Origin of the sequence: Imperialibacter sp., from assembly GCF_048007035.1 — a bacterium.
Lineage (GTDB): Bacteria > Bacteroidota > Bacteroidia > Cytophagales > Cyclobacteriaceae > Imperialibacter.
This window is the reverse complement of the sequence record NZ_CP180355.1, coordinates 6,397,746-6,417,744: the sequence shown is the minus strand read 5'-3', so window position 1 is coordinate 6,417,744 and position 19,999 is coordinate 6,397,746. Positions and strand designations below refer to the sequence as shown.

20 protein-coding genes are annotated in these 19,999 nt (G+C 46.0%); 15 read left to right on the top strand and 5 right to left on the bottom strand.

From position 1 onward, the window contains the following. Positions 1-59: 59 nt before the first annotated feature. From ACMVP2_RS27180 to ACMVP2_RS27170, 3 genes are all read right to left on the bottom strand, one after another. Positions 60-485 carry a hypothetical protein gene (locus ACMVP2_RS27180; protein WP_416865952.1) on the bottom strand — a complete coding sequence of 142 codons (426 nt, stop codon included), beginning with the start codon at positions 483-485 and terminating at the stop codon, positions 60-62. A 46-nt stretch (positions 486-531) separates the two neighbouring features. Next, on the bottom strand, positions 532-966 hold the full coding sequence (locus tag ACMVP2_RS27175) for an RrF2 family transcriptional regulator (protein WP_416865951.1): 435 nt from the start codon (positions 964-966) through the stop codon (positions 532-534). Between the two features lie 147 nt (positions 967-1,113). Next, positions 1,114-1,731, bottom strand: a complete 618-nt coding sequence (locus ACMVP2_RS27170; protein ID WP_416865950.1) for an START domain-containing protein — start codon at positions 1,729-1,731, stop codon at positions 1,114-1,116. Positions 1,732-1,944: 213 nt separating this feature from the next. Here ACMVP2_RS27170 and ACMVP2_RS27165 point away from each other — a divergent pair, with 213 nt between their 5' ends. Then, the gene (locus ACMVP2_RS27165; RefSeq protein ID WP_416865949.1) at positions 1,945-2,472 is read left to right on the top strand and encodes a DUF4442 domain-containing protein; all 528 of its coding nucleotides are present in this window, start codon (positions 1,945-1,947) and stop codon (positions 2,470-2,472) included. Between the two features lie 75 nt (positions 2,473-2,547). Here the strand turns inward: ACMVP2_RS27165 and ACMVP2_RS27160 are convergent, their stop codons facing one another. Continuing rightward, positions 2,548-4,188: an ABC-F family ATP-binding cassette domain-containing protein gene (locus tag ACMVP2_RS27160; protein WP_416865948.1), complete on the bottom strand. Its 1,641-nt coding sequence runs from the start codon at positions 4,186-4,188 to the stop codon at positions 2,548-2,550. Positions 4,189-4,443: 255 nt separating this feature from the next. Between ACMVP2_RS27160 and ACMVP2_RS27155 the strand changes: the two genes are divergently transcribed. From ACMVP2_RS27155 to ACMVP2_RS27110, 10 genes are all read left to right on the top strand, one after another. Then, positions 4,444-8,385 (top strand): ATP-binding protein, encoded by a 3,942-nt coding sequence (locus ACMVP2_RS27155; protein WP_416865947.1) that lies wholly within the window; start codon positions 4,444-4,446, stop codon positions 8,383-8,385. 357 nt (positions 8,386-8,742) lie between these two features. Further along, positions 8,743-9,387: an OmpA family protein gene (locus ACMVP2_RS27150; protein ID WP_416865946.1), complete on the top strand. Its 645-nt coding sequence runs from the start codon at positions 8,743-8,745 to the stop codon at positions 9,385-9,387. A 46-nt stretch (positions 9,388-9,433) separates the two neighbouring features. Further along, a complete protein-coding gene (locus ACMVP2_RS27145; protein ID WP_416865945.1) occupies positions 9,434-10,096 on the top strand; it encodes a hypothetical protein in 663 nt (220 codons plus the stop codon). A gap of 194 nt (positions 10,097-10,290) precedes the next feature. Then, positions 10,291-11,640: a glycoside hydrolase family 28 protein gene (locus ACMVP2_RS27140; RefSeq protein ID WP_416865944.1), complete on the top strand. Its 1,350-nt coding sequence runs from the start codon at positions 10,291-10,293 to the stop codon at positions 11,638-11,640. 210 nt (positions 11,641-11,850) lie between these two features. Further along, positions 11,851-12,210: a VOC family protein gene (locus tag ACMVP2_RS27135; RefSeq protein WP_416865943.1), complete on the top strand. Its 360-nt coding sequence runs from the start codon at positions 11,851-11,853 to the stop codon at positions 12,208-12,210. 4 nt (positions 12,211-12,214) lie between these two features. Continuing rightward, on the top strand, positions 12,215-12,676 hold the full coding sequence (locus ACMVP2_RS27130; RefSeq protein ID WP_416865942.1) for an SRPBCC family protein: 462 nt from the start codon (positions 12,215-12,217) through the stop codon (positions 12,674-12,676). Next, the gene (locus ACMVP2_RS27125; protein ID WP_416865941.1) at positions 12,654-12,977 is read left to right on the top strand and encodes an ArsR/SmtB family transcription factor; all 324 of its coding nucleotides are present in this window, start codon (positions 12,654-12,656) and stop codon (positions 12,975-12,977) included. The genes ACMVP2_RS27130 and ACMVP2_RS27125 overlap by 23 nt, the downstream gene beginning before the upstream one ends. Positions 12,978-13,129: 152 nt before the next feature. Further along, positions 13,130-13,585 (top strand): hypothetical protein, encoded by a 456-nt coding sequence (locus ACMVP2_RS27120; protein ID WP_416865940.1) that lies wholly within the window; start codon positions 13,130-13,132, stop codon positions 13,583-13,585. 134 nt (positions 13,586-13,719) lie between these two features. Continuing rightward, entirely contained in the window at positions 13,720-14,211 is a 492-nt protein-coding gene (locus ACMVP2_RS27115; protein WP_416865939.1) for an RNA polymerase sigma factor, read from the top strand. Beyond that, on the top strand, positions 14,195-14,851 hold the full coding sequence (locus ACMVP2_RS27110; protein ID WP_416865938.1) for a hypothetical protein: 657 nt from the start codon (positions 14,195-14,197) through the stop codon (positions 14,849-14,851). The genes ACMVP2_RS27115 and ACMVP2_RS27110 overlap by 17 nt, the downstream gene beginning before the upstream one ends. A gap of 33 nt (positions 14,852-14,884) precedes the next feature. On the opposite strand, the gene ACMVP2_RS27105 is transcribed toward ACMVP2_RS27110, so the two are convergent. After that, on the bottom strand, positions 14,885-15,868 hold the full coding sequence (locus ACMVP2_RS27105) for a GlxA family transcriptional regulator (protein WP_416865937.1): 984 nt from the start codon (positions 15,866-15,868) through the stop codon (positions 14,885-14,887). 218 nt (positions 15,869-16,086) lie between these two features. On the opposite strand from ACMVP2_RS27105, the gene ACMVP2_RS27100 reads away from it, so the two are divergent. The 4 genes from ACMVP2_RS27100 (at position 16,087) to ACMVP2_RS27085 (ending at position 19,960) form a co-directional block, all read left to right on the top strand. After that, positions 16,087-16,695, top strand: coding sequence for an SRPBCC family protein (locus ACMVP2_RS27100; RefSeq protein WP_416865936.1), 609 nt, complete (start codon positions 16,087-16,089; stop codon positions 16,693-16,695). Between the two features lie 31 nt (positions 16,696-16,726). Then, the gene (locus tag ACMVP2_RS27095) at positions 16,727-17,197 is read left to right on the top strand and encodes an SRPBCC family protein (protein WP_416865935.1); all 471 of its coding nucleotides are present in this window, start codon (positions 16,727-16,729) and stop codon (positions 17,195-17,197) included. A gap of 178 nt (positions 17,198-17,375) precedes the next feature. Beyond that, positions 17,376-19,265: a histidine kinase dimerization/phosphoacceptor domain -containing protein gene (locus tag ACMVP2_RS27090; protein WP_416865934.1), complete on the top strand. Its 1,890-nt coding sequence runs from the start codon at positions 17,376-17,378 to the stop codon at positions 19,263-19,265. Then, on the top strand, positions 19,262-19,960 hold the full coding sequence (locus tag ACMVP2_RS27085) for a LytR/AlgR family response regulator transcription factor (protein ID WP_416865933.1): 699 nt from the start codon (positions 19,262-19,264) through the stop codon (positions 19,958-19,960). The genes ACMVP2_RS27090 and ACMVP2_RS27085 overlap by 4 nt, the downstream gene beginning before the upstream one ends. Positions 19,961-19,999: the final 39 nt, after the last annotated feature.

Below are 19,999 nucleotides of genomic sequence, written 5' to 3'. Positions count from 1 at the left end.
AACAGCAGCGCCCAGGTAGTAAATGATAATCTTCTTGAGCTCCCAGGGTGTTTCAAGGCTTATCGGCGTCTTTTTTTTTCATCAAAAAATGGATTTTCCGGCTCGCTGGTAACTTTGTCGATCAGTCCGTGGCTGTCTTCTGCGTCCAGATCGCTGCCAAGTTCATTTCCCTCAAGATGGTATTGCAGGGCAGCTTTTCGTTTTTGAAGTATCGCATCTATTTCTCCAGCTTCCAGGCCAATGAGTTCCTCAGCAAACGCCAGCCGCTGCCTGGCCTGCTTTCTTTTCTTCAGCGTGCCAACATAGTCATTCAGCCGGGCGGTTAATATGATCACGGCAATGAAAAGGACGATGGTAATCAGGACGAATGTGCCGATAATGCCGGGACTCATGTACCAGTTGTCGGTCGTTACCGATTGTGCTGCCAGCGGAGTGCTGGAAGCAAGACAAATGAATAGGGGTAATGTTAGCTGCTTGAATTTCATTATTAGGAATTTAAGACCTTTTTATCTCATTAAGGATCAAATTTTTTTACCGTTTTAGAAAAGTGAGGCCCACATCAAGGCCTTTTGTTAGTTCATACAGGCTGGTTGTTTCCAGCATTTCCTTCAAATCGTTACGTATCAGTACAAATTTCTCATGCAAAGGGCAGGGCTCCAGTGCATTGCACTCTTTGAGCCCTAGGCCGCATCCCCTATAAATGCTGTCACCATCTATCGCAAATACAATTTGGCTCAGTTTGATAGACGCTATTTTATCCTTCTGGATTTCAAAACCACCAACAGGCCCTTTCACCGAATCGATGATGTTGTTGCGGGCTAGCTGTTGCAAAATCTTGGCTGTGAAGGCTACCGGAGAGTCGATGTCTCTGGAAATATCCTTCAGGCTTACCCTCACGCCATCCATCGACAAAAGGGCGATGTGCAAGGTTGCTCTGATTCCATATTCACAGGCTTTTGAGAACATTGTGGTTTGTTTGTGTCAAAGATATAAAACAATTTTTTAATTCGGATAAATTTATCCGAATTAAAAAATGCAGAAAAAAAACGTGCGTTACCATAAACACTATTGAGTCAAATACTACCAGACAACAGAAGCTAAAAGAGGTGGTGGTCAATCTTCGCTGCTTTCAAACACCCTGGCCAGCTCGGTAAACTTCTGCATGGTTTCCAGTGGCCCTTTGGTAATGAGCAGATTGATGAGCCAAACAGGTATTTCTCCGCCGGGGTTGGCCCGGGCAGTGTATACAATATCTACCCTGCCGTCGTTTCTTGGCCTTATTTCCCATTTCGACTCAAATTCTGTGATTCGTACAATTCCCTTTTTCTGCGGAACAGCGTTGGCAGCGGCGACGGAATGAGAGTGGTAGACACCAGTTTCCCTGTTCCACCATTGTACGGAGTGCACCGACAAGTCCCTGTTGCTGAACGGGTAGGGCAGGGCAGTTTCCACATAGTAGTGAAAGTCGTTGGAGGATGTAGTTTTGATCCTTTTAGCTTCATTGCATTTGTACACCCACAACTTGTAGTTGGGTACATCACTGAGCAGGTCGGTCACCCGCTGCATGGTGCTTTCTATGGTCGTGGTGATCTGGATTTCCTTGATTGGTGACCCCTCAGCGGTACGGGTATAAATGTTCAGGTCTTTTTCGGCACTAACAAGCTCCCAGCTCGCTTTCTCTATTTTTTGTGCAGAGAGAGGCAGCACAGAAATAGTGAAGAGGGTAGCCATAACTTGATAAATGCGCAGGAGCATAGGTGGAAAACATGGGGAATTCTTGCACCAATTTACAATCGGATTTTGTAGAGATTTTGAATTAGTACTCTTTTATTTTTGAATGAAGAACTTGCACTATAAATATCTCTTGGTGAACTTATTCTAACCAAAAAAATGGGCAGTTACGTATATTACAAGAGTAGCTGAAACTATCAGCACACCCAGAGAATGTCTATCTATCAAACAATCGCAAAAATAGGCTCTAAGTACATAGGGAAGCCTAAGCTCTTCAAATACGGATTCAACCTATCACCGATGTACAGAAGAAGCACGGCTAAGATTATTTATGTATCAAAAGACCTATTGGAAATAAAAATCAAGCTGGCCATTAGTTACAAAAACAGAAACTATGTCAACTCCATTTTTGGAGGGAGTATGTTTGCGGCAGTCGATCCCATCCCCATGGTGCAGTTGATGAACCTCCTGGGCGACGACTTTGTGGTTTGGGACAAATCGGCACAAATTTTCTTCAAGCGCCCGGCCCGGGAAAACATCTACGCCGATTTCACCTACTCATTGGAAGAGGTCGATGACATCAAAAGCAAAGTGGGACTGCAAAATGAAATTGAAATCGTAAAAACTACGTCACTTACCAACAGAGACAAGAGCATAGTCTATTGTGAGGTGAAAAAGACCATTTATGTAGCTGACAAAGCGTATTTCAAAGAGAAAAGGGAAAAGTCAAAAAAGCGCTAGAAAAGTCAGGTTAGGCGTGTCCAAGATCAAAGGAGTTACTCGGTGCTAAATCGCACAGAGTAACCTCTTTAATTTCTACTTCCCAGTCCTCTCAATCTCCTTCAAATTCTCCATTTTCTTGTTCCTCAGGAAGCCGTTGATGTCTTCGAAGTGTTCTTTTACCCGCTTGTTGCCAAACTCAAATACTTTTGCCGCCAGGCCGTCAAGGAAATCACGGTCGTGAGACACAAGTATCAGGGTGCCTTCGAAAGCCTTCAGCGCATCTTTGAGGATGTCCTTGGTTTTGATGTCGAGGTGGTTAGTAGGCTCATCGAGAATGAGCAGGTTCACAGGCTGTAGCAGCAGCTTAATCATGGCCAGTCGGGTGCGCTCACCACCAGAGAGCACCTTCACCTTCTTGTCGATAGTGTCGCCGCTGAACATGAAGGCTCCCAGCAGGTCTTTGATGCGTGACCGGATATCGCCTTTGGCAATTTCATCCACCGTTTCGAACACGGTCAGCTTTTCATCGAGCAGCGAAGCCTGGTTTTGAGCGAAGTAGCCAATCTCGCTGTTGTGCCCCACCTGCAAGGTGCCGTCGACCGGAATCTCGCCCATAATGGCTTTCACCAGGGTCGACTTTCCTTCGCCGTTTTTGCCTACAAAGGCAACCTTCTCTCCCCGGGCAATGGTCAGTGTGACGTCTTTGAACACGACATGGTCGCCATATGACTTGCCAAGATCGGTGGCGATCACCGGATAGTTGCCCGACCTTGCAGCAGGAGGGAACTTGATATTCAGCGCTGAGGTGTCTACTTCGTCCACTTCTACGATTTCGATCTTCTCCAGCATTTTTACCCGGGACTGCACCTGCAAAGTCTTGGAGTAGGTGCCTTTGAAGCGGTCGATGAACTGCTGAATCTCGGCAATCTGTTTTGCCTGGTCATCGAACTGGCGCTGCTGCTGTTCCCGGCGTTCTTTGCGTAGCTCCAGGTAGTGGGAGTAGTTGGTTTTGTAATCGTAAATGCGGCCACGGGTGATTTCGATGGTGCGGTTGGTCAGGTTGTCGACAAAGGCTTTGTCGTGGCTGATGACCATCACACCACCGGCGCTGTTTTTAAGGAAGTCTTCCAGCCACTGTACCGACTCAATATCGAGGTGGTTGGTGGGCTCATCGAGAAGGATAAGGTCGGGCTTTTGCAGCAGAATTTTAGCCAGCTCAATGCGCATGCGCCAGCCTCCACTGAACTCACTGGTAGAGCGGGTGAAATCACTCCGCACGAAGCCCAGCCCCAGCAATGTCTTTTCTACTTCCGCATCAATATTGATCTCTTCAATGCTGTAGTACTTTTCGCTCAGCTCCGATACCTCTTCAATGATCTTGCTGTAAGCATCCGATTCGTAGTCGGTGCGGGTTTCCAGCTGGTGATTCAGCTCTTCCATCCTGTTTTTCATGTCCAGGATTTTGGAAAACGCTTTTGATGTTTCTTCAAACACCGTGCATTCGTCGGCAGTGAGCAAGTGCTGTGGCAGGTAAGCGATGACCGCTTCTTTCGGTGCTGTTACTTTGCCCAGCGTGGGTTTACTTTCTCCGGCGATGATTTTGAGGAGGGTGGACTTGCCGGCACCGTTTTTACCCATGAGGGCAATGCGGTCGGTGGGATTGATATTGAAAGTGATATTGCTAAAAAGGGTGGTGCCGCTAAATTCCACACCCACCGCATCAACTGAGATCATATTTTACCGAATTAGGCCGCAAAGGTATTAATAAGTTTGGTAGAAGGGAGGAGGGGTGTTGATTTTGATAAGGAAATTACCGGTTCCGCTTCTACTAAGTCATTCGAAGAAAACACCTTGGCGAGACCGTAGCAAGCACTACTCTCTGCACGCAGTACTTTGAACAATTGTGATGCCGGGGTGAGACTTGTCAACCAGGCTGGTGAGAGATACTTTTTCAACGATTATTCGAAATTGCTTTCTATATTGAGTTTGATGTTCAAATGCAACATTTTACTTTTTGTTCTACTACTTTCTTGCGCTTGTTACGGACAGATTGATCCTGTGTACAACAACTATGTGCATTACGAGGTAGAAGACGGGCTGCCGCAGAATTATGTGTCCTACCTGGCCCAGGATAGCGACGGGTTCATCTGGTTGGCCACGCTGAATGGCCTTGCCCGGTTCGATGGGCACCAATTTCTACAGTTCAACAGTAATTCGCCTGACCCCAACCGACTGTCTACCTCTCAAATCCTGGATCTTATTATCGACGACGCCAACAATCTTTGGATACTGAACTTTAATTATAAGGTTGATCTGATGAACCCCAGGACTTTCGAAGTACAAAGGGACGTACAGCCCTTCATGAGATCAGATGACCTGCACTTCAAGTTTAACATGGGGCCAAAAGCTGCCCGGTTTGTCTATTTTGTCAGTGACAATGCAAAGAAAAACTGGTTCGTAAAGAATGGTACTGAGTACTACCATATTGACTCCACGCTGACACAGGTAAGTGATATTTTCGCTTCGAAGGATAGCACGGAGTTCGGGTATGGATTTGACATCGATGAAAAGGGTCGCTTTTGGTACATGACGGATAGGGGCCTTGCAGTAGCGAAAAGCACAAAAGATCCTTTGACACTGATTCCTATTCCGGCTGATTTCAACTACGAACCCGGAATAAGAAATAAATGTCCGGTTGTATGCTTGCCCGACAGCAAAGTCTTGTTTGCCTACGAAAATAGAATGTTCATGTACTATGAAACGACCAATAGGTATCAAGAACTTTCTGTGCCAAATGTGCCGGTAATCAATAATTCGAAGATTTTCAATTTGATCACTGATCTTCAGCAAAGGCCAGTTTTTCAATATCAGGGTTATATTTTCAGAGTGGAGAAGGACGACCACATCACGGTGCTGTGGGCTTACCCTGAGCGGGAAAAATTTGTCGTAACAGGTCTTTTGATTGATCGGTCAAATACGCTGTGGGTTGGAATTAATACAGGAGGGTTGTACAAAGTCAATCTGCTTACCCCTTCTTTTCACTCCGCCGAATACAAGGTGAATTTTGTGGCCGACCTCCTCATGGGAGAAGTTGGAGTTCCGGCTGCAGAATTGCCGGCTAGCTGGAAAGCCAATGAATGGGCCTATGATTTCCGATACTTTTCTTCAGGAAAAGGACAGATGTATTTGAAGTACGACTACTACAATTACGACGGTGCCAGGCAACTGTTTAAACTGAATAGTGAGAAGCTAGAACCGGTTGAAACCGGGGAGAGCAGCATCGAATACTTTGTAGGGCTTGGTGAAAGCAGCGATAAACGCTGGGCGATCGGAAAGTACGGTTGGATGTACAGTTGGGTCAATGACCTCTCACCTCCGCGACAAGTTAGAATGAAGGAAATCAATAGTCTGACGGAGGAAATATTGTCGGACATGGTGGTCGACAATGATTTTCAATGGGTGATATCGGTGAATAACACCCTCTACCAGGTCAAAGATGGAGAAATCATTGAGCGCTTTTACCCGGCAAGTGACAATGCAAGCCTTATCGACATTGTTCAAGATCCAGATCAACCCAGTATCCTGTGGATTGCTACGCTAGGCGATGGCCTCGTGAAATGGGATAAGTCGACAAAGAAAACAAGTCACGTTTATAATGCTAAAGATGGACTCTCCGACAACAGTGTGGGGGCAGTTGTGCCGGACAGTTTGGGCAACTTATGGATGGCTACTTTTAATGGCATCAGCAGATTGAACAAAAAAACAGGGTTGATTACTGCCTACTATAAGCAAGATGGGTTGATAGAGAGTGAATTTAACCGACACCATTCGTTTACACTGCCGGATGGAAGAATTGCCCTTGGCGGTACCATAGGTTACTCTGTTTTTGATCCAGACGAATTTGTGGAAGATGATTTTGAACCTGAGCTGAAAATCACCAGCCTTTCAATTAACAACCAGGTTCAGTCTTTTTCCAAAGGCCATCCGGTTCTTACCGCCCCATTGAATGAATTGCAAAGGCTTCAGCTTGGCTATGAGGAGAATTCGCTTTTGCTGGAAATGGCTGCCATGCAATTCAATGGCCCCAAAAAAAACCAGTACCGTTATAAATTGAGTGGTTATAATCAGGACTGGGTTTACAACGGTACCGACAGAAAAATAAAATTCGATAAGCTAAGGAGCGGGACTTATACCCTCGCCATGAATGCTTCCAACACCAATGGAATCTGGAGTTCCAATGTCAGGGAACTGACGATCAAAGTACTTCCGCCGCTCTGGCTGAGTTGGTGGGCTTTTACACTATATGGCCTTGCTCTTTCTTCGTTGGTTTACATCTACTGGAGGGGCTACCGAAAAAAGATTATCAAACAGCAGGAAGAGGAATTTAACAGAAGGGAAAATATTCGTTTGAAAGAGGTGGACGACATGAAAACGAGGTTTTTTTCAAATATCACACATGAGTTTCGCACTCCTCTCACACTGATCCTCTCACCTTTGGAGAAACAACTGCGAGACAAAAATTTTCCCAAAGAGGTCCAATCCATTCTGGAAAATAATTATCGCCACGGGAGCCACCTTTTGAAGCTTGTGAATGAATTGTTGGACATCTCCAAGCTGGAGTCGGGATTTATGAAATCTCATCCTTCAACCGGTCGGCTCGATGTCTTCGTAAAATCTTGCGTGGAGCAGTTTCAGGAAATGGCACAAACAAAAAACATTGAGCTTGCAGCTGAATACAAAAGCCTTGATGGTTTCTATCAGTTTGATAAAACTCATTTGGAGACAGTGTTGCAAAACCTGCTAAGCAATGCCATCAAGTTTACTGAGCCTCATGGTCAGGTTCACCTTGCGGTGGAGGCAGGACAGGACGATCAACTGAGAATAGAGGTGAGAGATACAGGGATTGGCATCCCTGAAGAGCAGTTGCCCAGGTTATTTGATCGGTTTTACCAGGTAGACGAAACATCCACCCGGGTGCATGGTGGCACGGGCATCGGGCTGTCACTGGTAAACGAACTGGTCAGCCTGATGGGTGGCGAGGTAACTGTAGAAAGTGTTGTTGGACAAGGGTCTTGCTTCACGGTGTATATGCCGGTGATAAAAATGCCGCTGCATGATGTGGAACAACACGACATTAGTTTTACTCCGGCAGAGTCAGGGGAAAATGTCCCGCTGGTACTGGTTGTTGAGGATAATGATGAGCTCCGGGCCTTCATTGTGGAAAGCCTCTCGGAGAATAACGTTGTCGTTTCTGCAAGGAATGGAAAGGAGGGATGGGAGATACTTTTGGACAGGCTGCCTGATGTGGTTATTTCAGACATAATGATGCCCGAAATGAATGGCTATGAATTATGCAGGCAATCCAAGCAAGATCTTCGTACCTCCCACATATATTTTATCCTGCTCACGGCCAAAACGGCACAGGAGTCAAAAGTTGAGGGACTGGAAGCTGGCGCTGATGGCTACATTGCCAAGCCTTTTCACCTTTACGAATTAGAATTGCGTATCCAAAATGCAATGATTCAACAACGTAATTTGATTAGTCATTATCAGCAACAACTCCTGGCTACTGAACTACCGACAGCAGCATTGAGCGTTGGCGACGCCTTTATTGATAAGTTCTATCGTTTTCTGGATAGAAGTTTGTATGACACTTCTCTGAAAGTTGAAACAGTGGCAAGGGAGATGGCGATGAGCAATAGCACGCTCAATCGAAAAGTAAAATCGCTATTAGGCATTACAACAAATGAGCTGATAAAGCGCTATCGACTACAAAAAGCTGCGGAGTTGATCCGGGCGGGTGAAAGTATTGCCACAGTAGCGTTCAACGTTGGTTTTGAAACCCACTCTTATTTTTCGCAAAGTTTTAAAGAAGTGTATCAGGTGACGCCCACAGAATACCGTGAACAAACTAATGGCGCACAGGACTAAGCTCTTCTGGGTCGTCGTCGAAGCCATATTGGTAAACGCTATTAGGCATTTTGACACGCTACCGACGATGTCTTTTGTGATTGCTAAAATGTTAGTTATCAATGTGATAACTATTTGTGGTAATGGGGCTTTAAAAGAGTTTCATTTCTGACAAAATCGTTATTGAATAGCTAAGGAAATAGATACTTCATCGACCGCTCAAGCGGCGTGTTTATCAAAATTGTCGCTTGTCGGGCAGGGGAAAATTAAAAACCCGCACCGGAAGCTTTTTGGCTGTGGGGCCTCCTTTCAATGCACTCCACAACGGAGGCAACACACTGGCGGGGCATTTGGATTGTCAACTTTAAGCCTGAACCTGTGAATTATGTAACTCTTTTCCAGGAACGTGAAACACTTCACGGCGGAGTTTGGTCCAAATTTACTGTATCATTTGAAACCCTTTTCGAGGTGTTTCTTGGCTACTCCGGTCTTTTCGTGGTCAAAGTGATATCAATTTCATCATTTTATGCTGCCACTATGAATATCAACGTTTTTCTCGGAGTCGTTTCGTTTGCGGTTTGGTCTACCCTCAGCACCTGGCTGTATGTGAACTACATCAAAGTGTTTGACACTGACTCACAAAAGGAACTGGTGATGCTGCCCAAGAAAGCAGCAGAAGTCACATCTATGGCTGCGGAAGACAAGTCAGCGGCGGAAGTGCCAATGCCCATCGAATTGACAAAGACCTTCACCTTTGACATAAACACGGCGGACATGATACACCCCGGGGCGGTCAAGCAGTTTGCTGATAGCCTTCAACCCTTGCTGGCTGGCCGAAAGGTAGACGTGAGCATCACGGGCTATACCTGCGACTTGGGGACTGAAGCCTACAATATGAAGCTGGGCCTCAGCAGGGCCAACTATGTGATGACGGCCTTAAAGGCCAGCACCATCGATTGGCCAGCGTTGCATTTACCTCTCAAGGGGAAGCCAATCCACTGGTACCCAATACCTCAGAACTGAACAGAATTAAAAACAGACGAGTAACCTTACTCATATCCTCAAAACCATGATCCTAGCCATCTTAGAAATACTCGCATTGCTTACCGTTTCGTGCCTCATAGGTGTCTTTTTCACCTATCGATTTTGGAAAGCCAAATATTACAGACTCCAGCGTCAAAACGATCAGCTTGGCAAGGAAGTAAACAACCTGAAGCAAGAACTAAAAACAGCACACTCCATCACCAACGAAAGAGAAAGCGTACTAGAACAACTCCGTGAGCAACTTACAATGGCCAAGGTCAGCGCAAACGAGCAAGCCTCAGGAAGACATGATGTATCAAAGGCGGACGCTATCGCATCAAAGAATTTCAAAAAGGAAATAGCGCTGTTGAAAGTTGAAATGGCTGAGAAAGAAAGAGAACTCGAAGAGGTCAGCAAAGAGCTGGCGCTGAGGAAAATCTCCTACTACCGACATATTGATGGCCACAGGTACAAAGCTGCCACACTCAACATGGCCGATGAGGCTATTGCTGGTCAGGGAGATGGACGCATAAGCAAAGCGGATGCGGAGAAGATTTTTGGTACAATTTCGGACGGACAAGATTACACACAGGTGGAAAAACATACGATCAGATACTTAAGGGATAACTACAACTGGACGGAGGAAGCCGATGCACTATTCAGATCCAGGGTAAGAAGCTGGGCAGCCAGTGATCATGAGCTCGCTTGATTGCCAGCTTTTGCCGATGGTGGGTGTGCGCTGAAAAATAGTGTGCAAAGGCTTCACTTGAAGAACAATGGGCCAGTCGTTGATGTGGCATGAAGTGATTGGGCATCCTTTATCCCCATAAAAGACGATGGGGCAATCGCAATGCCTCCAAAAAGCATGAGATTTCTTATATTTCCGCACAACATACGGAAACAATGAAGACTCGTCTACCCAACATCCAGGCCCTTTTTTCACTCCTCATCGGTGTTACCGCATTCTTCGGCTGCACTTCACCGGAATCAAAGCAAGTCGATCTTTGGCCCGATGGCACTGAAATACCTGAGTGGTTTTCGGATACTACAAAGGTGAAATTGGCGGATCTCGGAACGCCTTACGTCATTACCGACTTTGGTGCGGTCGGCGACAGCACTGTCCTTCAAACCGAAGCGATACAGCAAGCAATCGACGAAGCCAGCAGCAAAGGTGGTGGTGTGATCATCATTCCCAAAGGTGTATTCCTGAGCGGGGCGTTGTTTTTCAAACCTAATACTCACCTGCATGTGTCCGAAGGCGCTGTGCTCAAAGGGTCCGATAGCATAGCACACTATCCTAAAATGGCTTCGAGAATGGAGGGCCAAAACCTCGACTACTTTCCAGCGCTGGTGAATGCCTATGGTGTGGATGGTTTTTCCATATCGGGCAAAGGCACTATTGATGGCAATGGGCTGAAATATTGGGAAGCGTTCTGGAAACGGAGAGAGGAAGACCCCAACTGCACGAATTTGGAGGTGTCACGGCCACGCCTGGTGTTTATTTGGGGTAGCGACAATGTGCAGGTGCAGGACGTCCGTCTGCACAACTCTGGCTTTTGGACCAGCCACTACTACCAGTGCAATAATGTGAAAATCCTTGACCTGCACATTTCCTCTCCACATGCGCCAGTGAAAGCGCCCAGCACCGATGCCATTGACCTGGATGTCTGCTCCAATGTGCTGATCAAAGGATGCTACATGTCGGTCAACGACGATGCCATTGCTCTCAAGGGAGGAAAGGGGCCTTTTGCTGACACTGATGCCAATAATGGAGAGAACACCAATATCCTTATTGAAGACTGCGAGTTTGGCTTTTGCCACTCAGCGCTGACCTTTGGCAGTGAATCCATTCATGACAAGAACATTGTGCTGCGCAACAGCCACGTAAATGAGGCCAGGAGGTTGCTGTGGCTCAAAATGCGACCTGATACACCTCAGAAATATGAGTATGTGACCGTTGAGAATATTACCGGTAATGCCTACAGCTTTATCTATGTGAAGCCCTGGACCCAGTTTTTTGACCTGAAGGGCAGGGAAGAAGTGCCGCTCTCTTATTCGGATCACATCACCATGCGCAATATCGACCTCGACTGCGAGATCTTTTTCGATGTGGCCATTACCGAGCACGACCGGCTGTCTAACTTCACTTTCCAGAACCTGACGATCAAGGCTGTCAACCCAGCTTTTGACAAGAGCATGGTTAAGGATTTTTTGCTGGAGAATGTGAAGGTAAATGGGGATATCCTACAATAAGTGCATATCCTGAAATCTCTCAATCGGATCAAAGAAAGTTTAACAGACGTTAACACCAGTCACTATCGCTGCTTTACGGGTTCGTTGAGTGAGCAATTGTGTCTCGAGCCCGAACCAGATTACAAAAAATAACGGAAAAATTGTGTGAATCAAAAGTTACATATATAATTGCGTAACTTTTGATTCACATAATATAAAACACATAGCAGTATGAATAGGATCGACGTACTATCAGTGCCGGTATCGGACCAGCAGCGAGCAAAGGAATTTTATTTGAAAATGGGGCTTCATATAGTGGTAGAAGCGCCCTTTCAGGGAGACCAGTTGTGGATACAGATGGGTTTTCCCAAAGGAGAAACGACCATCACATTGGTGACGTGGTTCCCTAAGATGCCAGCCGGGAGCCTACAGGCAGCAGTGATCAACACCGACGATATTGCTGGAGACATTAAGAAGTTGACAGCTAGCGGCATCGAAGTTGGTAAGATTGATGACACGCCCTGGGGTAAGTTTGCTTCGATTGAAGACCCTGACGGCAACACATGGAGTTTGAACCAGAAAAACGCTTAATGCAATGAAAAAGGAAATACACTTAAAATGGTTTTATCCGTATTCCGTCGATACTATTTGGGAATACCTGACCGATGCTGATCTGCTGATGCAGTGGAGTACAATTCACCGGGATGAGCCTTTTCAGGCCAAGCCAGGGTTTCAATGGACATCAACCCAAAAAGCCCGCCGGGGCTGGGACGGTATCATGTATTTGGAAGTACTTGAAATAGTGCCAAAAGAGAAATTGGCTTACGCTCTGAAGGGTGGCCCACGACCTGGCGAGCTGTCGCTGGATACGGTTGTTACCTACAAACTGGTGGAGAAGAACGGGGGCACGGATCTTCAGCTTTCTCATACAGGCTTCCAGGGACTCAAAGGGGCCTTTACTGCGTTTATCATGGAAAAAGGCTGGGGTAAATTCTTCAGCCAGCGCCTCATGAAAGTGCTTAACGAAATACAACATGACACACACACAGTACGATAGCTTTCTGGCACTGGCCGACAAAAATCGCAGGGAGATATTGATGTTGCTTACGAAAGAGAAAAGCAGCATCAATACCCTGGCGGATGCTTTTGAGATAAGTCGACCGGCTGTGTCGAAGCATATAAAAGTGCTTGTTGATACGGGATTTATTTCCATTGAAGAAAGGGGTAGGGAACGACTGTGCAGCCTCAATTCTCAGGGTTTCGAAGAGGTTCAGAGTTGGATTAATCATTTCGAGAAATTCTGGAAACAACACCTGAGCAGCCTGGAAGTACTGCTAAAAAAGAAAGAGAAGGAGTAAAGACTGCAAATAATGGGCGCTATCTACCAGCAAACATTGTGGTAGCAATGACAAAGACAGCCCCGGTGCACTAACCTGTCAGCGTTTATTCCAATTTCTTTAGACAGGGTGTAAGTTTTTTTTCTTTCTGCCACTAACCAGAGAAAACGCTTATGAAAATTGATGACGCCATTGAACTGCTCAAGACAGAAAAAGCCAGGGCCGAGAAAAAATCTGAGATAAAGATTTTACAAAACATGATTGGTATCCTGTTGGACTTGCAAACCCGACAGTTGTCCGCAGAGGATCTTGCCGCAGTAGAAAGCGAGCTGGACGTGATGGAATTGGATGCCTACCAGGAAAACAGAAAAAGACACCTTAGAAAGAAGCTAGCTAAGTTTCAGCAATTTTTGAAAGACAAGTTTTCTCTTATCGCAAAAGGCCACTATACAGCACTAGGCATTGCCTTTGGCGTGGCCTTTGGTGGCATGTTTGGAATGATGATTGACAAAACCCTCGGGAGCTCTCTCGGGATTAGTTTTGGAATCGCTTTTGGTTTGGTAGTTGGGCGCTATCTCGACGCACAGGCGGAAGCACAGAATAGGGTGTTGAACGTTGAATTTAAATAACTGAGCGCAAGCGCCTCTTGACGACGCCGTGATCAATAACTGTTGATTCCACCTCCGCTCCTCAAAAAATATCAAAAAGGGAATGCCCCGGGTGTAATAATCCCCAACTTTGGCCACCAACCAAGGTAAAAGATTTGAGTAGCGACTTTTATACGTCCATGATTTTGCCGTTTTCGGGTATCATCATCAAGATTTGCCGGGCATACACCAATACCCAGGAAGATTTTGAAGATTACTATCAGGAGGTATGCCTACAGATTTGGAGGAGTCATGCCAATTTCAGAGAGGAGTCGCAGTGGTCGACCTGGGTGTATCGGGTGGCCCTGAATGTTTGCCTTACCTTATTGAAGAAAAGGAAAAACGACCCGCAGCACTTTGCGTCCGACTACCTGCCCGACGAGGCTACCGAAGATACCCGAGCATTTGCCAACGAGTCGCTCAACGAGTTATACGCTGCTATCAAACAGCTTTCTGAGGTTGACAGAGGAGTGGTTTTGCTCTACCTCGACGAAAAGAGCTATCAGGAAATCGCCGAGATAACCGGCACCAATGCCAATAATATTGGTGTGCGGATTAAACGAATCAAGGATCGACTAAAAGTAATATTGGATGGAAAGGTCAATTGAAGCTATTTGGAAAGAGGGATTTTTAGTAAGCGATGCTTTGGTGGCACCGAAGATCAATCAGTTATACAACCAAAAGTCGAAGCATATTGTCGATAAGTTTAAAAGGATGTTTGAGATTAATCTTATTGCCATCCTCATTTTTTCTGTTGTGTTGTTGCCGGTAAGTTTTTTGTTCGGCATGGCTTATATGGGGGTACCCATGTTTTTGCTTCTCAATGCGGTGGCAGTCGTCAACAAGCGGCTTTCGAATGGATTAAAGAAAATTGATAAAAGCGTAAGCAGCTATCAATACCTCAAAGCGTTCGATGCCTGGATGCAAAAGCAAATTTCCATCAATACAAAAATGTCGGCATTTAACTACCCCTGGGCGTTTCTTTCCATGCTGGTCGGCTTTTGGTTTTTTGAGATTGATGGAAGGATGTTGGGTGATGCGCTGATGAACAAAATACTGACTCATTATCCCGAGACCTATTTAGTCGGTGGTATTCCTCTCATCGGGATCATCGGCGTAATGCCGGTAGTTGTCCTCCTGGCGTTCTTTGGTGGCCGCCTCTACAAGTTTGAACTGAAGCTGATTTATGGGAATGTGATGAACAGACTTCAAGAAATGTTGGCCGACATGGAAGAGCTAAGAAGATAGAACGTTACAAGCGGGGCTGCCTGAACCTCTTATTCAGTGCGTGGCCGCCTCCCGATTGTACTTGTTCCGGTACTCCAGTGGCGACATGCCGGTAATTTTCCGGAATACCTCCCGAAAGGCCTTCACATCTGAATAGCCAACATCGTACATCACCTCATTGATGGTCTTGCGACTGGTTTCTAACGATTTTTTTGCAGATTCAATTTTAACCCGCTGCAAGTACTCGATGGGTGTGTTACCGGTGGCTTTGATAAACCGTCTGTCAAAGGTACGCCTGCCTACGGCAAAGCGTTGCGACAGCTGTTCCACTGAGACCTTCTCATCGAGTTTGCTTTCAAGGTAGCTCTGAGCCTCTTTTACCATCTCGTCACCATGCTGTTTTTGCCCTTTGAATATGATGAAGGCCGACTGGCTGTGCCGATCCATTTCGATCTGGAATACCTTGGCACAGAAGATAGCGGTTTGCCTTCCGTAGTATTTCTCTACCAAATAGATCATTAGGTTGAGGAAGGAGTATGCTCCTCCATTGGTGTAGATACCATTCTCATCAGTGATCAGCTCGTCGGCTTGCAGTTTGACCTTGGGAAACCGGGTTTTCAAATCGTTAGCGGCCGACCAGTGAGTGGAGCAGCTTCGGCCATCCAGTAGCCCTGATGAAGCCAGGAGAAAAGCACCGGTACAGATGCTGGCCACCTCAGCGCCGTTTTTATACTGCCTGGCAATCCATTCGGTCAGCTCCTGGTTTGCGTGCACTGACTGCTCATAATTGTGGTTCAGCGAAGGAATGATAATCAGGTCGGTTTGTTTGATGGCCGAAATATGAGTGTGGGGCTTCACTGAGAACAAGCCATCATAGAAATCCACCACTTTCGAAATGCCTGCTAACTGAATACTGAAGAGCACTTCCTTTCCAGCCTCTTGTAGGTAGGCATTGGCCCTGCTGAATATTTTATAGGCCCCAACAATACTGCTCAGGTTGTTTTGCCCGTCCGGCACAATGATGGTGAGGTGTTTCATAAAAGCTATTTAGTGTGATTCATCGGAGCATGACTTTTGCGCAACCAATATTAACTAAAGGTATTTGCAAAGGTAATGAATGGCATGTGTCCAAATCAACCCACCACAATGTCTGTTTGACACCCTTTAAAGGTAGGTTTTGCACAATAAATTTGCCGTAGTTCTAATAAAGCCCCGGCAAGTGATATCCTGAATTTAGAACCGAAACTACTCATAGAATGAGACGAAAACTGATGAATGGTGTCCTGCTTGTGGCTGCCTTATCGGCATGCTACAATGTGGACAAAGGAGCCCAAAAAGAGGCCGATACTAACGAAACAACAATAGAAACAAATACCATGAAAGAGCAAAGCTTTACCACTACCATACAGGTAGATCAAACCCCAGCGCAAGTATTCAATGCCATCACCAATGTGCGTGGATGGTGGTCGGAGGAAATTGAAGGCGGCACCGCCCAGCTGAACGACGAGTTCATTTATCACTATCAGGACATTCATATCACAAAAATGAAATTGGTAGAAGTGGTGCCTGACGAAAGGGTGGTTTGGCACGTGCTGGAGAACTATTTTAATTTCATAGAAGACAAGAGTGAGTGGAAGGACACAAAGGTCGTCTTCGAAATTTCACCCAAAGGGTCTCAAACACAGCTAAAGTTTACCCATCTGGGCCTTGTACCTGATTATGAGTGCTATGGTGTTTGCCGGGATGGCTGGACGAACTACATCAACAACAGTTTGGCCCAGCTAATCACCACGGGTAAGGGAACGCCGAACACTAAAGAAGGTGGTTTCAATGCCGAACTGGCTGCAAAATGGAACCTTAACTAGCGCTCTTTGCGCCTTATGCAGTAAAAATACTATGAACAATCAAAGCTTTACCACGTCCTTTTTGGTCAGCCGGTCACCGAAGGAGGTTTTTGACGCCATCAACAACGTGACAGCCTGGTGGACGGAGAATTTGTCTGGCAGATCCCAGCAACTGAACGATGAATTTTCTGTACGATTCGGAGATGTACACTATTCGAAACAGAAGCTGGTGGAGGTTGTGCCGGACAAAAGAGTTGTGTGGCTGATCACTGAAAGCAGGCTCAGTTTTATTGAGGACAAGAGTGAGTGGACGGGTACAAAAGTCATTTTTGACATCTCAGTAAGGAATAGGCAGACCGAAGTCACGTTCACTCACCTCGGCCTTGTGCCTTTGGTCGAATGCTATGGCGCCTGCAAGGGAGCCTGGACTGACTATATACTTGGCAGCTTACAAAGCCTCATCGCCACAGGGAAAGGGCAGCCAGCGTCGAAGGAAGCAGGCATAGGTTCAGGACAAAACTAAACGGTTCGCAGCTCAATGACATTTTCAGCACTTAACGGGTAGAAGAGCATTAGATTGGTGTTTCAACGCCGTAAGTAGCACGCTTAAACCGCCGACCATAAGATGACCTGCATATTGAAGACATTTCTTCGGTTAATAGCTCATGACGGTTATCTTAGCGATATACTGGAAATGATTCATGGTCAAGAGCAAAGTTTGGGGCCTCGCAGCGGCTATTATCTTCTTCTTCTTTCATTTCTGCGCAAAAGGCCAGACTGACGCTACGGCATACGAAGCGAAATTTCAAAAATGGTTGGGCGTGCGGGCGGATTCGGCTTTTACCTATGCCTCCAAATTATTGGCGATTGCCCAGGAAGTTGACGACCCAAAAGCTGTAAGGGAAGCTCTCATCAAGCAGGGGTTGGCCTATGGGTTTTTGAATGAATTTGATTCGGCTCTCGTCTATTATCGTAAATCGCTCAACGTAAGTCTTGCCAACGACGACAGCTTGGGGATGGGGAAGTCCTACTTGAATATTGGAGTGAATTTGTTTTACAGAGGCTTCCTTGACTCAGCTGCCTTCTATTACGAGATAGCTCGCCCGATCTTTGAAAGTTTAGACGAAAAAAAATATTTATCCTATAGCCTGAATAATCTTGGTCAGGTTTACAAAAGATCAGGCAAATATGATCAGGCCGCCGAGGCATACGCTAAATCGCTGGGGATCAAGAAGCAATTGAAAGATACAGTTGGCATTTTGAACGCCTACTTCAATTTGTCGAGCCTGTATGTTTCCACAACAAGATTTGATACGGCGCTCTTGTATTCACAGGAAACGTTAAAAATTGCGCTCATACTACAGGATACCAGCGAAATAGCCGGAGCCTGGTTAAATATAGCCCTGTCTCAACAGGGCGTGGGCAATGCCGGTGCAGCTCTAGGGGCTTACAAGGCGGCTGAAAAATTTGTGGGATATCCTGGCGATTCGGAATTCAGAATGGAGTTGTATTACAACCTGGCCAAATTGTATCGGGATCAAGGTAATTATGACCTTGCCGAATCATATCTGGGCAAAATGAACGTATACATGCACTCCGAAGCCTTTTTGGAAAAGCAAATGGCGTACTACCAGCTGTCGTATGAGTTGAAAAAGGCCAGGGGCAGTCATGCCGAGGCACTGGCGCTTTTAGAGTCTTTTGTGCAAGTCAAGGACAAATACTTATCTCAATCTGTGCAGGAGCAGATAACAGAGCTGGAGCGGAAATATCAATCCGAACAGCAGGAACTCAAAATTACCGGGCTTGAGCTTGAAAAAAAGACCACTGACCTGGTGCTGGCGAAGTCGATTAATCAGCGGAATATCTTGATTTTGGTGGCCATCATTTTCCTTATTCTGGCGGGTTTTGCCGGGTACAGGTACAGAGAGAAACAAAGGACTTCCAAAGTGCTGAAGCAGAAGAATCACCAGATATCGGAGGCGTTAGACGAAAGAGAAATTCTGCTCAAAGAGATCCATCATAGGGTTAAGAACAACCTGCAGGTGATTTCTAGTTTGCTAAAGCTTCAGGCAGGCAGCTTGAAAGATGAAGCGGCAGTGGATGCGGTGATGGAAGGCCAAAATAGGGTCAGGTCTATGGCGTTGATCCATCAAAAATTGTACAGTGCGGACGATATACGGGGAGTTAGCATTGACACATATCTTGAAAACCTGACGAGTGAACTTCTCACAGCTTTTGGGAGAAATGAAATTGATGTGGAGATAGAAACTAACGGATTGAAGCTCGATATCGACTCGGTGATCCCCCTGGGGCTGATTCTCAATGAGCTGATTTCTAACAGTCTTAAGTACGCATTTGACCAGCCGGGCGGGCGAATAAGCATCAAAATGTGGGAAGCAGACGAGAAGCTGAACGTGACGGTTAAGGACAATGGCAAAGGAATGGATTCGGCCACTCTGGAGCAGTCCAACTCTTTTGGATGGAAGATGATTCGGTCGCTGAGTCGTAAAATTAAGGCTGAGATTGATATCCGGAATGATGGTGGAACCGAGGTGAACCTGTACTTGTCACGTTATAAATTGGTGGTATGAAAAAAGCTTCTGTACTGGTAGTTGAAGATGAACCCCTTATTGCTGATGATATTGCCGAAACGCTGGAAGCTCACGGCTATGAGGTTGTCGGCATTGTAGATGAGGCAAGCGATGCGCTGGAGGTTTGCAAGACTTGTCATCCTGATGTTGCTCTTTTGGATATTCAGATAGAAGGGCCTGTCGATGGAATTGCCCTGGCTGCCCAATTGTCCATGCCCATCGTTTTTCTGACCTCTTTCTATGACCAAAAGACGCTGGATCGGGCCAAACTGGTGAATCCTTCTGGCTATATTGTCAAGCCTTTCAATGAGCGAGACCTTATCGTGAATCTGGAAATCGCCATAGCTCGTGGCAGAAAGCCAGCCAAAAGTAAGCCGGTTGCCAACGAGAAATTTTTTGTCAAAAAGGATCAGGAGATCGTTTCCGTCTCCGCTTCAGATATTGTGTACGTGGAAGCGTATGACAATTATTCAACTTTGTACACTGAAAAAGAGAAATACATGATCAGCCACACACTGAAAAGTATTTCGGAAAAGTTAGAACCATTGGGTTTCCTGAGGATACACCGTTCTTACCTGATCAATTTCGATGCGGTGGACAGCATCTCCGAGAACTATGTGTACCTGAAAGGCCATCAGGTCATGATTGGGAAATCCTACCGCAAACAGTTCATGGAGTCACTTTCCCTACTCTGACGCCTTCAAAAATCCCGCCTTCGACTAAAAATTTCCTTT